The sequence below is a fragment of the Methanolobus sp. ZRKC4 genome (assembly GCF_045291305.1).
Classification (GTDB): Archaea; Halobacteriota; Methanosarcinia; order Methanosarcinales; family Methanosarcinaceae; genus Methanolobus.
Genome location: NZ_CP146983.1, coordinates 164,902 through 177,611, shown reverse-complemented (window position 1 = coordinate 177,611; position 12,710 = coordinate 164,902). Strand labels below are relative to the sequence as shown.

The 12,710-nt window shown below is 41.3% G+C and carries 16 protein-coding genes; 9 read left to right on the top strand and 7 right to left on the bottom strand.

What is annotated here, in order from left to right:
• The first annotated feature begins 3 nt into the window (after window positions 1-3).
• From V7O67_RS00935 to V7O67_RS00925, 3 genes are read left to right on the top strand one after another with little or no spacing between them, the layout of a single operon-like run.
• Window positions 4-600 carry a methanogenesis marker 17 protein gene (locus V7O67_RS00935; RefSeq protein WP_406670556.1) on the top strand — a complete coding sequence of 199 codons (597 nt, stop codon included), beginning with the start codon at window positions 4-6 and terminating at the stop codon, window positions 598-600.
• Window positions 600-1,538, top strand: coding sequence for a methanogenesis marker 7 protein (locus tag V7O67_RS00930; protein ID WP_406670555.1), 939 nt, complete (start codon window positions 600-602; stop codon window positions 1,536-1,538). The genes V7O67_RS00935 and V7O67_RS00930 overlap by 1 nt, the downstream gene beginning before the upstream one ends.
• A 20-nt stretch (window positions 1,539-1,558) precedes the next feature.
• Entirely contained in the window at window positions 1,559-2,020 is a 462-nt protein-coding gene (locus V7O67_RS00925) for a carboxymuconolactone decarboxylase family protein (protein WP_406670554.1), read from the top strand.
• 12 nt (window positions 2,021-2,032) lie between these two features.
• Here V7O67_RS00925 and V7O67_RS00920 read toward each other — a convergent pair whose 3' ends face one another.
• Window positions 2,033-2,947 carry a presenilin family intramembrane aspartyl protease PSH gene (locus V7O67_RS00920; RefSeq protein WP_406670553.1) on the bottom strand — a complete coding sequence of 305 codons (915 nt, stop codon included), beginning with the start codon at window positions 2,945-2,947 and terminating at the stop codon, window positions 2,033-2,035.
• Window positions 2,948-3,091: 144 nt separating this feature from the next.
• Between V7O67_RS00920 and V7O67_RS00915 the strand changes: the two genes are divergently transcribed.
• The 3 genes from V7O67_RS00915 to fen all read left to right on the top strand — a co-directional run bounded on the left by V7O67_RS00915 (window position 3,092) and on the right by fen (window position 4,879).
• On the top strand, window positions 3,092-3,415 hold the full coding sequence (locus tag V7O67_RS00915) for a hypothetical protein (RefSeq protein WP_406670552.1): 324 nt from the start codon (window positions 3,092-3,094) through the stop codon (window positions 3,413-3,415).
• 98 nt (window positions 3,416-3,513) lie between these two features.
• Window positions 3,514-3,828 carry a hypothetical protein gene (locus tag V7O67_RS00910; RefSeq protein ID WP_406670550.1) on the top strand — a complete coding sequence of 105 codons (315 nt, stop codon included), beginning with the start codon at window positions 3,514-3,516 and terminating at the stop codon, window positions 3,826-3,828.
• A 34-nt stretch (window positions 3,829-3,862) separates the two neighbouring features.
• Entirely contained in the window at window positions 3,863-4,879 is a 1,017-nt protein-coding gene (fen, locus tag V7O67_RS00905; protein WP_406670549.1) for a flap endonuclease-1, read from the top strand.
• On the opposite strand, the gene gpmI is transcribed toward fen, so the two are convergent.
• The 3 genes from gpmI to V7O67_RS00890 all read right to left on the bottom strand — a co-directional run bounded on the left by gpmI (window position 4,876) and on the right by V7O67_RS00890 (window position 8,381).
• Complete coding sequence (gpmI, locus tag V7O67_RS00900) at window positions 4,876-6,402, bottom strand: 2,3-bisphosphoglycerate-independent phosphoglycerate mutase (protein ID WP_406670548.1); 1,527 nt, start codon at window positions 6,400-6,402, stop codon at window positions 4,876-4,878. The two genes, fen and gpmI, sit on opposite strands and share 4 nt — an antisense overlap.
• Window positions 6,403-6,478: 76 nt before the next feature.
• Complete coding sequence (locus V7O67_RS00895) at window positions 6,479-7,924, bottom strand: MATE family efflux transporter (protein ID WP_342303896.1); 1,446 nt, start codon at window positions 7,922-7,924, stop codon at window positions 6,479-6,481.
• A 127-nt stretch (window positions 7,925-8,051) separates the two neighbouring features.
• Complete coding sequence (locus V7O67_RS00890) at window positions 8,052-8,381, bottom strand: hypothetical protein (RefSeq protein WP_342303897.1); 330 nt, start codon at window positions 8,379-8,381, stop codon at window positions 8,052-8,054.
• A 200-nt stretch (window positions 8,382-8,581) separates the two neighbouring features.
• Here V7O67_RS00890 and msrB point away from each other — a divergent pair, with 200 nt between their 5' ends.
• Window positions 8,582-8,980, top strand: a complete 399-nt coding sequence (gene msrB / locus V7O67_RS00885) for a peptide-methionine (R)-S-oxide reductase MsrB (RefSeq protein ID WP_342303898.1) — start codon at window positions 8,582-8,584, stop codon at window positions 8,978-8,980.
• A 43-nt stretch (window positions 8,981-9,023) separates the two neighbouring features.
• On the opposite strand, the gene V7O67_RS00880 is transcribed toward msrB, so the two are convergent.
• Window positions 9,024-9,434, bottom strand: a complete 411-nt coding sequence (locus V7O67_RS00880) for a cell surface lipoprotein (RefSeq protein WP_342303899.1) — start codon at window positions 9,432-9,434, stop codon at window positions 9,024-9,026.
• A gap of 128 nt (window positions 9,435-9,562) precedes the next feature.
• On the opposite strand from V7O67_RS00880, the gene V7O67_RS00875 reads away from it, so the two are divergent.
• On the top strand, window positions 9,563-9,850 hold the full coding sequence (locus V7O67_RS00875; RefSeq protein ID WP_406670547.1) for a DUF1294 domain-containing protein: 288 nt from the start codon (window positions 9,563-9,565) through the stop codon (window positions 9,848-9,850).
• 15 nt (window positions 9,851-9,865) lie between these two features.
• Here the strand turns inward: V7O67_RS00875 and V7O67_RS00870 are convergent, their stop codons facing one another.
• Both V7O67_RS00870 and V7O67_RS00865 read right to left on the bottom strand, forming a co-directional pair.
• A complete protein-coding gene (locus V7O67_RS00870) occupies window positions 9,866-10,225 on the bottom strand; it encodes a carboxymuconolactone decarboxylase family protein (RefSeq protein ID WP_342303900.1) in 360 nt (119 codons plus the stop codon).
• Between the two features lie 312 nt (window positions 10,226-10,537).
• Window positions 10,538-11,170 carry a hypothetical protein gene (locus tag V7O67_RS00865; protein ID WP_342303901.1) on the bottom strand — a complete coding sequence of 211 codons (633 nt, stop codon included), beginning with the start codon at window positions 11,168-11,170 and terminating at the stop codon, window positions 10,538-10,540.
• A gap of 477 nt (window positions 11,171-11,647) precedes the next feature.
• On the opposite strand from V7O67_RS00865, the gene V7O67_RS00860 reads away from it, so the two are divergent.
• The gene (locus V7O67_RS00860) at window positions 11,648-12,685 is read left to right on the top strand and encodes a DUF2278 family protein (RefSeq protein WP_342303902.1); all 1,038 of its coding nucleotides are present in this window, start codon (window positions 11,648-11,650) and stop codon (window positions 12,683-12,685) included.
• The last annotated feature ends 25 nt before the right edge of the window (window positions 12,686-12,710 follow it).

Genomic DNA, 12,710 nt, shown 5'->3' with positions numbered 1-12,710 from the left:
CCTATGGAAGCTCTTGAGACCTTCATTGTGGAATCACCTGTGCCGGAAGAAGGTGCAGCTTACAGGAGCATCATTTCGGATGTAATCTCAGAGCTTGTGCTGGGAGGAGCTATAGGGCGGATAAAGGTTGTTATCAGGCCCGAAGATTCCCTTTTTCAGATGGCCATTATTTTAAGAGGCAGCCAGCCCACTGTAAAAGTATCTGATATTGGCAGTGTTGAAGCCGGTAACCTTGCGAAAAAAGAGGTAAAGATCTCTCTCACGGAGGAAAAATATTTGCCTGAATTACTTGAACTGCTCTGGGCAAGATATGGACGTGCAAAGGTCTTCCAGCCCGAGAGAAGGACACTGATAATGAATGCTGAAGACACATCTGCTGAGATCGAGTTCCTTAAGGAGATGATAGTTGCTGATCCTAAACAAACTCTGCTTTCAAGACTGGTGGAAATGGCAATAAGGTCAACTCCTGAGGGCTTCAGGGTTCGTTATCATTCCATGAAAGAGAATCATTTCATTTTCGTTGCCAGTGAAGATACCCTGAAACCCGAATGGATAGAGGAAGGGCATAAAATTCTTGCGGAAATACTGGAGGAAAAATAATGGCTGCAGTGCTTGAACCGTATATCTATGAAGGTGGTATCCATAAGCACACACTGATAACCGAGCTTCTGGAAGACCTGGGAGGTTATCTTATCCAAAAGGTCCCGGCTGCAACTGAAGTTACACTGACTATGCTTATTCCCCGCGATGACGTTCATCTTATAGATGAGCTTGGAAAGAAGCTTTTAGGTAAGCTCACAAAGGCTCCGCTAACAGGCACGGAAATAGCCGTGGTGTCTCCTACCCTGGCTTCCCATCACCTGCCTCATTCCGCGTGTGATGTTGCAGAACATCTCCGCAGGGACGGTGCTAACACGAATATGATTGGCCTTGCCAGGGGAATGGGCAGAAGGGTTGCTCTTTCTGCAGATTATGAGCGGAAACTTATCAATGAACATGATATTGCAGTTTTTTCCTTCGGGACCTTCAGTGACTGTATCAAGAATAAGAAACCAAAACTTCTCGAAGGTGTAATCGTTCCCAAGATCGTTACAGGTGGACCCCGTGACCTTAAGACCGAAGACATTGCAAATGCTGACATGTATGTCGGAGGTATTGGCAGGGTTGCCCATCGTCTGAGGAAAAGTGGTGAACTTGACTCACTTGATATTATGAACCAGAAAGTTGGCGAGGTCGTAGAAGGTATGCGTGAGGAAATTGCGAAGGATCCTCTTGCAGTATTGCCGCCAAGGGTCATGAAAGAGATACATGAGCAGGTCCCTCAGATAGAAGACGTGCTCTCACCTGCTCCGATAACCCTGCAGCTTGACGGCCTTCGGGTAAAACTTCCATATGAGGAGTTCCATAAAAAGATAGAAGACCTTGAATTCGATGAAGGAATAAAGCTTTCTGATCTTGCACGGATAACTCCTTCTAAAATGAAAAATTATATATTGGTCAAAATCAAACGTGAGTCCGAGGTAGGGTTTACTGCTTAATATCTATTCATGTGGTTATTATGGATTTGAAAAAAATAAAAGAAATTCTTGACAAAGAGCCTGACGAAGCTGTGGAAGATATTCTCACAGATGTGGAAAAACGCTACGGTGAAATTCCCTATATCGTGAATTTCATGAAGGACATGCCGGAACTGTTCATCCCACGAATGATATACGAGAACAGTGTCATGCGTGAGTTTAAGCGCATGGACCCGAAAACAGTCGAACTGATATGCATAGCTGTTTCCTCTGCACTCAGGTGTGAATACTGTCTCAAAACTCATGTAAGGGTTGCCAAGAGACTTGGCGTATCAAAAGAAGAGATATTCGACTCCATCCTCATAGCATCCACAATTTCCAATGCTGCTGTTCTTGCAGAGGGTACGCGTTCAGTAGATACAGTGTTCAACGAATCCAACACAAGAATGGCTGATTCCAAATGTACTATATGCAATATAAATTCTGAATTTCCTGAAGACTAATAAAAAAAGAGATTAATAGAAGGGTGTTCCTCCTATCAGGACGCCTGCAATGTAACCCAGGATTACGCCGCCGTTCAAAAATGGTAATCCTGCCTGTGGTTTTCCTCTCATTACCAGTACTGTCAGCGCAATAAATCCTACAATGGTGCCTATCATGGCTCCCAATGCCGGGATATTTATGAATCCTCCTATTCGGTATACATCGGTCAGGAAAACGTTTGCCGATACTACAAGTATGGTTGGCATTATAGCATCACCCAGACCCATGAAGAAAGCTTCCCGTTCCTCACCTTCGTTCTTTTTGAAAGAGTCCTCAATAAAGGAATATTTCATGTGTTTTGGCATCACAAACAGTATGGGTAAGCGCAGGTCCATTACTCCTTCGGCAAGGTCAATCATATGTTTTGTTTTGTATACGGCTATTGCATCGTATATTGCCAGGAGTGAAAGAAGAATTACTACGGGTATTATGGAAAGAGAAATACCAAATATGGCACTGGCTCCCGCACCGATAATAAGTCCGATAGTATTTATGACGTACCATTCCGGGAATTTATAGAGTAACAGCGTCAGTATCGCAGCAACGGCCATAGATATTGCGTTGTTGGCCAGAGCTGATAACCCGGTAAGTGATAGCAAGGCGAAGAACACATAATACATTGTAGAGGCCACTGCAAGCAGTATAGTAAGCTGTATGATCCACTGCATTCCTCTTTTTATGGCTATTAATAACAGAAATGTGAATACAAGGATAACTCCTATGTAATAGATGCTATTTGCAGTTGAGTCCGGGTCCTCGAATGCCTGCATATCATTTGCACTCATAGGCGTGGCTAAAAGCAGTGCTGTAATCTGTACTACCAGTATGATGCCTGCCATTACAAGCATTGGTGCATAATCTTTTAAAACTGTCTTTTCAGAACTCAAATCTGCAACTCCAAATATATAAATAGTCAAATATTATTTAAATATACTAAATGGTTATTCAGTATTTAAGGTATTCTCTTTTAAAAAAATAGTGTTAAATAATATAAATAGTAAAAAAGCACATATTATTATGAGGGAACAATAATGGAAAGCCGAGATATAATATTCTCAATCGTAATGGTAGTGTCTGCGTTTGTTCTGACTTATGAGTGGCTTGGAAGATTCAAATACAGTCCGGCAAATGCTCTGATCGTGCTATCTGCCATCGTTATGGTGGGATCTTTGGCTGCTATGATTCTTTCGGTCGATATGCGCCTTAGAAAAATAGACAGTATGCTTGAAGCAAAAGAACGTTCGTTGAGGATAAATATCCAGAGTGTTGAAAATAACCTGGATTCCAGAGTTAATGAGGTTCTTTTCAGGATGGATGATATAATAGCTTCTATGGACAGGACTAGATATAGGTGATAAGTATATTTAGCGACCGTGCTATAATCCGAAAACCATATTAATAAGGTATTACGTACAGGAATTCAATGTTTTCCATTCTAACCAGAGGTGCGTAAATGCGCATTAATTTAGAACCGGTAGGAATAATTAAAAAGGCTGGGAAATGTTCTGAAATTCTGATTTACTCCGAGTTTGAACAGTTGATTAAGAATATCGCTACAAAACTGGGAAAAAATGAATCCTCAGAACAAAGTCTTCTCATTGTTCACAAGAACAATGACAACAGCGACATTCATCAGGTACAGATTACGAAGACAAATCTTATTGATCGGGTGGGGAACATCTTAAGAGTGGGGAAGATAGATGCTAACGATGATTCGGTCATCGATGTAAGACTTGAATGCAATGGACTTCTAACAAGCGAACTCTGAATCAGGGTTTTTGCTGACTCAATTTTGATTTTACATGGGTGTCGATATAGGAGATCTCCTTAAGAGGAGCACGATCGAGGTATCTGACCTTTCTTTAGATATAGTAGCGATAGACGCTTTTAACACACTTTATCAATTCTTAAGCATTATACGTCAGAGGGATGGTACTCCCCTGAAAGATTCCAACGGAAATATCACTTCCCATCTTTCAGGAATACTATACCGGCTCACGAGTCTTATGGAAGCCGGAGTAAAGCCGGTATTTGTTTTTGACGGCAAGCCTCCTGAAATGAAATCCCGGACAATTGAAAAACGTGCTGAAATCCGCGAGAGTGCACGGATAAAATCGACTGAGGCCCGGGAAAAGGGGCATGCTGAAGAGGCGTACAAGTATGCTCAGGCTTCCTCAAAGGTTGATGCCACAATAGTCGGGGACTCAAAGAAACTACTTGGTGCAATGGGTATTCCTTTCGTGGATGCACCTTCTGAAGGTGAGGCCCAGGCGGCCTACATGGTCCGAAAAGGGGATGCAGACCTGATTGGCTCTCAGGATTATGATTCCTTGCTGTTTGGTGCTCCTTCTGTAGTAAGAAATCTGACAGTTTCAGGGAAAAGGAAACTTCCGGGGAAGAATATCTATGTTGATGTCAAACCCGAAATTATAAATCTGGATGAATCACTTGCCGAGCTTGGGATAAATCATGAGCAACTTATTGATATTGCTCTTTGTGTTGGTACTGACTACAACGATGGACTTGAGAGAATCGGCCCTAAAAAAGCCCTCAAACTCATCAGGGAGCATGAAAGCATAGAAAATATTCTAAAGGCAAAGGATCTGGAGATTCCTCACCTTGAGGATATCAAGGAGTTCTTCAAATCTCCTGATGTGACTGATGATTATTCTCTGAAATGGAGCAAACCAGATCCCGAAGCAGTAATCTCCTTCCTCTGTGGTGAACATGATTTTTCTAATGACAGGGTGGTAAAGGCTCTGGAACGCCTGGAAACTTCTTCTGGAGGCGGCCAGAGCACTCTGGATAAATGGTTTTAGTTCTTTGAATCCTGTTTTTTAATGAGTGAGACGCCTGTCATCTGTTCAGGTTTTTCTATGCCAAGTATATCCAGCATTGTGGGAGCTATGTCTGAAAGTTTTCCATCCTGTAATGTCATTTTTTCCTCACTGCTTACCAGAAGGCACCTTACAGGATTGGATGTATGTGCAGTATGTGGCTTTCCTGTGTTGTAATCTATCATCTTCTCAGCGTTGCCATGGTCAGCGGTTATGATGGCGGAACCGCCTTTTTCCATAATGGCATCGACAATCTTTCCTACACACTGATCAACGGTCTCAATGGCTTTTATTGCTGCATCGACGATTCCTGTATGTCCTACCATGTCCATATTGGCAAAATTGAGGACTATGGCATCATAATTGTCGTTGAATATTTTATTCACAAGCTCGTCAGTTACTTCATAGGCACTCATTTCCGGTTTCAGGTCGTATGTCGATACCTTTGGGGATGGTACAAGGCATCTTTCTTCTCCTTTACTCTGCCTTTCTTCCCCCCCATTGAAAAAGAAGGTTACATGGGCGTATTTCTCGGTTTCAGCTATACGAAGCTGTTTCATGTTGGCTTTGCTGAGTACTTCTCCAAGAGTGTTACTTATGCGCTCAGGCGGGAACGCGATAGGTACGTCCAGCTCTTCATCATACTCGGTCATGCATACATAGAACACATCAGGTTTTGCCTTTCTCTCAAAGCCTTCAAAGTCCTTTTGTACAAAGGAATATGTCAACTGACGCGCCCTGTCCGGCCTGAAATTGAAGAATATTAACGAATCTCCTTCTTTCACTGTTGCAACAGGTTTTCCTTCTTCATCCACAACAACGGTAGGTTTGACGAATTCGTCATTTTCTTCCCTGTCATATGCCTGGCTGACTGCTGATACTGCATCTTCTGCAAAGACTCCCTCGCCGTTTGTGAGTGCGTTGTATGCCAATTCTATTCGATCCCAGCGTTTGTTGCGGTCCATTGCATAATACCTACCGGAAACCGTTGCAGTCTTTGCTATGCCGGTGCTATGGCAGAACTCCTCATGGGCTTTCATGTCCTCAAGCGCATTCTGTGGTGGCACATCTCTTCCGTCAAGGAATGCATGGATATACACGTTTTCAAGGCCTTCTCTTTTTCCCATCTCTACGAGTGCTCTCATGTGACTCATATGACTGTGTACGCCACCGTATGAGAACAATCCCATAACATGAAGTGATGAATTGCTCTTTTTAACATTGTTAATAGCCTGAAGAAGGACTGGATTTTCAAAAAAAGATCCGTCTTCTATTGCTTTGTTTATCCTGGTATAGTCCTGGTAAACTATCCTCCCGGCTCCAATGTTAAGGTGTCCGACTTCCGAGTTTCCCATCTGGCCTTCGGGAAGTCCTACAGAGTTGCCTGAAGCTCCAAGCAGGCAGGAAGGATACTTTTTAACAAGGTTGTCAAGTACCGGTGTTCTCGCAGCGAGAACCGCATTTCCAGTTTTTTCATCCGTGTAGCCCCATCCATCAAGTATCATCAGCAAAAGGGGCCTTTCTCATGTGACATGCGTTGAGAATTGTCCTGATGGTTTTTAAATGCGTTGTATTGTGAGTTCAGGATGAGGTGATATTCTCATCCATAATCGTCAATATTTTGAACTCTTTTATCACCATCACAAAGGTAAGTAAGAACGCAAGACCATCTGATAATGGGAAAGCCATCCATACACCTGTCAGCTGGAAAAAACGTGGCAGGATTATCACAAGGGGTATCAGGAACAATAACTGTCGACTCATGGCTAATAAAAATGAAGGGCGTGCTTTTCCTATCGCCTGATATAGTGATGTTCCAACTACCTGAAAGCCTACAAGCGGGAGTGCCAATACTATTATACGTGTTGCATATTTCCCCGATGAAATAAGTTGCTGGTCAGTGGTGAATATACTGAACAACTGTTCAGGAAAGGCCAGAAACACTATGAAACCCACAATTGCCATAGCGGTTGTAACAAACATTGAGAGCTTAACAGAGTCCATAACCCGGGAAAAGTTCCTTGCACCATAATTGAATCCGACTATCGGTTGTAATCCCTGTACGATCCCGTACATTGGCATGAAAGTGAACATGAACAGACGGTTGATTACGCCGAAAACTGCTATGGCAACATCTCCTCCGCCGTAAGCCAGAAGTATGTTGTTCAAAACAATTACGACAAGACTGCCGGATGCATTTCTTGTAAGGGGTCCCATTCCAATTGAAATGGTTTCCCTGGTAATGTCCCATTTTGGTATCAGATTTTTAGTATGGAATCGCAGGCTGGAATTGCCTGAGGCAAAATACCACACAAGGAAGATAGCTCCTGTAGTCTGGGCAATAACAGTTGCAATAGCTGCTCCTTTTACCCCCATTCCAAAACCATACATGTATAAGGGCTCGATTATGATTCCCAGTTTGTCAGCAAGAAAATTGAATTCTATGTATCCTGACCCGAAGATGAAAAACGGGTCAAGTATGATGTTTACAAGAGCTGATACCAGCATGGTGTACATTGCAACTTTGGCATTCCCTTCTGCGCGCACCACATTGTTCATGGCCAGTGCGAACATGAAGAATATGGATCCGTAGAGTATCACTCTAAGGTATTCTGTGGCATATGGAAGAATGGTGTCAGTAGCCCCGAACAATTGCAGTATGGGTGTGATGAATATGCTTCCTAGTATACAGATGAATGCACTTGTTATCAGGACAAGGGAGAGCACGTTTCCCATTACATTTTCAGCTCTGTCAATATTCCTCTCACCAAGGCTTCGTGAGATCATGGAAGAACCACCGATGCCAATGGCAAGTGCAATGGCCATGACTACCATCATTATAGGGAATGCAACTGCAATTCCTGCGATACCCTGTACGCTGTTCTCTCCAAGTGCCTGACCTACAAAAACAGTATCTACCACGTTATACAGAGCCATGACTAACATCCCTATGGTGGCAGGTGCGGATAACTTGAAAAGGAGCTTGCCTATACTTTCATCAGCTAAGAGTCTACTTCGTTCGTGCAATGATCAGCCTTCTTTCCCGGAAAAAGGGATGGGACTAATAGACTGGATTGTTGTATTTATCCTTTTCTTTCATTGTGTCTGGAACACTTTTTTTCCGTTTAATTGAAAGTGTTTTATCTTTCTGATCTTATGCTGTCCTGATGTGCCGGAGCATAATGTTAAACAGAAGCAAAAGATTGCTTTCAAAAAGTATGATGTCAGTATTGTTCCTGTCTTTGCTGGTTGCAGTAAGCAGTGTGAACTCAAGGTCCTTCTCAGCTTCCATGCGTATTTTTGAAAAAGGGTCCTGAGTTTCATTTCTTGCGATCGATATACTCTTTGCAACTGAAAAAGGGTCAAGGTATTTGTTGACCCAGCAACCCAGTTCTTTGCTATATCTTGTAGAAAGAGTCATGTTCTTGATTCTCTTCAACGAACTCTGTTTGTTTTCCTGATAGTATGTGATCCAATCCGACATGCTATTACCCCGTTCATTTTACTCAAAATGATGAACTATTCCCATGTGTTTATTTGTTAGTTCAACAATATTAAATTTCTCCAAAACAATATTTATATTTATCTGTTTATATTTGTTTAATGATGTCTGGCTTACAAATTGTCTGCCAATCACGTTATCTATTTATGCTAATATGGTCACTTTTTCATAGGGGGTTAAAAATGGAAGAACCTATAAAGAAATCCGATGAGCAATGGAAAGAAGCACTCACGAACGATCAGTTTCTTGTATTGCGACAAAAGGGGACAGAAGCGCCTTTTACCGGCAAATATTATGCGAACAAGGAGGAAGGTATCTACCTATGTGCAGCATGTGGACAGAAGCTATTCACTTCGGACACAAAGTTTGATTCAGGAACCGGATGGCCCAGCTTTTTCAAACCCATATCTGAAGAGAAGGTTATGCGCAAAAAAGATAAAAGCCTCTTCATGGAGAGAACCGAAGTCCTCTGCAGCAGATGTGGAAGCCATTTGGGTCATGTTTTTAATGACGGACCTAAACCCACAGGTGAGCGGTTTTGTATGAATTCCATATCACTTGATTTTGAAAAAGAGGAATAAGGGCATTTGATTAAATATTGATTTGAGGCAAAAAGCCTCAAATTTATCTTATTGTAACACTAAGTGTCATGTCGGGAACATCTGTTACACTGAATGTGTAGGTCCCACTTTCCATGAATGTATAGGTATAGACGTCGTTGGAATCCATTTCCTGATCGTCAAAGAGGCCGTCATCACTGACAAGCACATATGTGTTCTGTGGTTTGTAGTTTCTCCACGCTATGGAGTCGCCCCTGTTTATTTCAAGTTCAGAGGGTTTCATCATTCCGTAGTATTCCATCCTTACAGCGTAGTCCTGAGCTTCACCAATTATAGGTTCAAAGTCTTCAACAACATCTTCTGATGCTTCTTCTACTTCATCTACAACGGTGTCTTCTGCATTGTCGGCACATCCGCTAACGAATACTCCTGCAAGCATTAATAGTATGATACATATCAGCCATTTTTTTGTCATATTTTACCACCCAATTCTATTTTCTTAAATTAGAAATTTTCCTATTTGTCTTTCCCGGCAAACAGCTTATTTTATTTTGTAATTGCTTTCCGGGATAAATTTATACGGCATATCGTGAAATAAAGGCTATGAACACATCCCTTATATTTTTTATGTATTTGCTACTGGTAAACATAGTAGCATTTTCCCTAATGGGGATAGACAAAAGAAAAGCAAAAAAAAATAAATACAGGATACCTGAAAAAAATCTCTTCCTGTGGGCGATTGCCGGTGGCAGTGTCGGTTCTATTGCAGGGATGTACTTTTTCCATCACAAGACCAGACATCCCAGTTTTCAGATTGGAATGCCTTTGATCCTTCTGGTCCAGATATACGTGTTTATTCGTTTTCTGATCCCACTTTATGTTCTGAGCTGATACGTGGGGTGGAGTTCAGAACTCCAGCCTTTTCATCTCTTCCAGTATCTTTGGGGTGAAAGTGGTAAAATTCTGTATTCCACCGGTCCATGCGGCCAGCATCATGACATCCTTGATCTCCTGGGCAGTCACACCGTATTTTTTCAATCTCTGAAGTATCTTCACGGCACTACTTGTTTTTTGATTGGCGCAGGCAATGGCGAATACCATCAAATGCTTATTTCTCTTGGAAAGACCGCCTTCCCTTTCGTCCCATACTGAACTGTAGAATCCTGCCACAGCTTCTGAGAAGTCCTCATCCAGTCTCTTTGCATAGACAACGGCTCTTGGCTGGAATCCTTTCACGTCTTTTGCATTTTTTGTTTCTTCTGCCATATTATCAATGAAGATTTGGCAGGAAATGATTTAATGCTTTCTTTGAGGATTCTGGTAATATAGCTGATGATGAATATTTCGTTGAAACTTACGAAGACGAAGGAATCTCATAATGAAGGAAATATTACTATTTTCTTCTACCTTTTGGTTCACTATTGTTCCTATCCTTGTTTTTAGATTCATCCGATATTTTATGTTTAGTTGAGATGCTTGAATATCCCGATAGTAAAATAGAGAGAATCGTAAGTGCTCCTACAAATATTCCCAAGTTTTTAACCCATTCTTGTTCATACCTAGATTTTACATGCACTGTTACGCTTTCTTGTGTAGAATACCACACATTGTCATGCTCATAGAACACATAACTTCATAATTACCAGGATTCGCATTATCTGCTATTTGAAATTCGAGAGATAGAGGAGTTACCAATTGTCCGCCATTTTCTTGCCACGGAGCTACCCTTGAAGTATTATTAAAGGACTGCCATGGTTTTCCCCCATAATTAAAAAAGGGAGCTAAATTATCATCGTCCTTTGTAAAATAATACGCTGGCAAAGCTCCTGCTAATTGAGATCCTTCTTTAAAGGAACGTGTCTCATACTGACTTTTTTCTTTACCCTGCTCAATATCTGACCAATTGGCTTGAATTGTATAGACACTAACACTTTTTTCCTTGCTAATATCAGAAGGAATCGATATTCTTATTTTATTAGTATCAACTTGTCCAACACCTGTGATGAAATAATTTATTTTTATACCTTCATTTACATTTTTTTCTATATATTTAGTGTCAGAATAAATTTCATAAACAGGGACACCAACAGAATAATTGGCTGTGGCATTAGATACGTTATAAAAACAAGGGAAATCTGCAGATACATTGCCGCAGAAAACAATGCACAAACAAAGCGCGAAAATCCAACATGCATTTTTTTGATAACGCATTAACAATTACCTCTTGTTCTAAATAAGAACTCACTATGTTGTTAGAATATAAATGTGTTTAAATTTATTTATATTAAGCTGAGATATGATAGGTATTGCTTCCATTAAATATCGTAAATAAGATATTTAAACTGCCAAGTAAAGGAAAAATTTCCAACAGCATTCTTGAAAACCCTTTTTTATTTATATGCAAAATCTGTATTTTCATGTTTGAAAAGGGTGAAAGAAGAAATCTTTCTATTATGGTGGCTAATCGGAAATTTTAATTCGGGCATTTGCTAAATGCCCCTGTTCTGCATCCGGCACATAGCGCAGCTTGTTCAGTAGCAACCCATCAGTCCCGGTACTCTCTTCCTATTAATAGATAATGTACGTGTGTCATCAAAAATGACGACAAAGTATAACATTATAAATTTCACCTACAATTTCCCATTCATAATAGAAAACTTTTAATTCTGGTGCAGAGTAAGTTCCATCATGTCTCTTGAAAACTACGGGGTTTTAAAAGGAAAGCCAAAGGACTGTAAATGTGGAAAAGGTACAAGCTCTCATTTTCAGGTACTAGTACATGATGGCAAACATGAGCATCGTGTTGCTGTTAATGTCAGTTCTAAGGTTTCTCCTTCTGAGATACTGTATTTTGTAGATGACAACTTCAGTCATCCAATCACTGAAAAACTTGAGAACCTTGGAATGGGATATAAAAGACTTGATAATACCTCAAGGGCTATACGTCTGGATTATGTTCGTGGCGGACTCTTTGATGTGTCAAAGATGCTGCCTTTGAAATGCGATATTCCAGGTCCTTCCAATGACCTTAATGAGCTCATACAGAAATACGTGAAGCAAGCCATCAGTATGAACGGCAGCATGATCTATGCTTTTGGTGAAAGATGGGGGCCAGAATCTTTCCTTTCTGATAGTTTCTTTGGTTTCAGGCCCGGTAGTGGTATCCATGATATTCACATGAATCAGGGCAATTCTCCTAAGTGGACAGGTGATGATGCTCCTGATCAGGATGGAGGCCTGCTCATACATTTGACGGAAGAGGACAGGTGGATTGCTATTTTCCTTGCATTCCAGTCCCAGTGTTTCAATACAGATGAGTCAACTGGTCACTGTCTGCCTGATGGGAAAAAGATTACTTCAGAACCATGTAAAGAATCCAAAATAGAGCCTGAAAACATAGTTCATGCAGGCTCGGTCAAAATAATTGCTGCACTTGTCAATCCCATAGGTGTTGATATGGGCAAAGAGGCCATAACTCTGTTCAATGCCTCTCCTGATGATATTGATCTCGATGGCTGGTTCATTCAGGATGGACCGGGAAGAAAATCCTTGCTGAAAGGCGATATCAGTGCAGGCTCAGGTACGCGTATACTTCTGTCCGGAAAAGGTGTTATTCTTGCGAATAGTGGAGGGCAGATCAGCTTGTACGATAATAAGGGCACATTGATGGATGAGGTTAAGTATGCCGGCAGGAAAGTACGGTCTGGCTGGAGTCTTGTTTTTTGATTCCAATCTTCCTTTTCCCATTTTT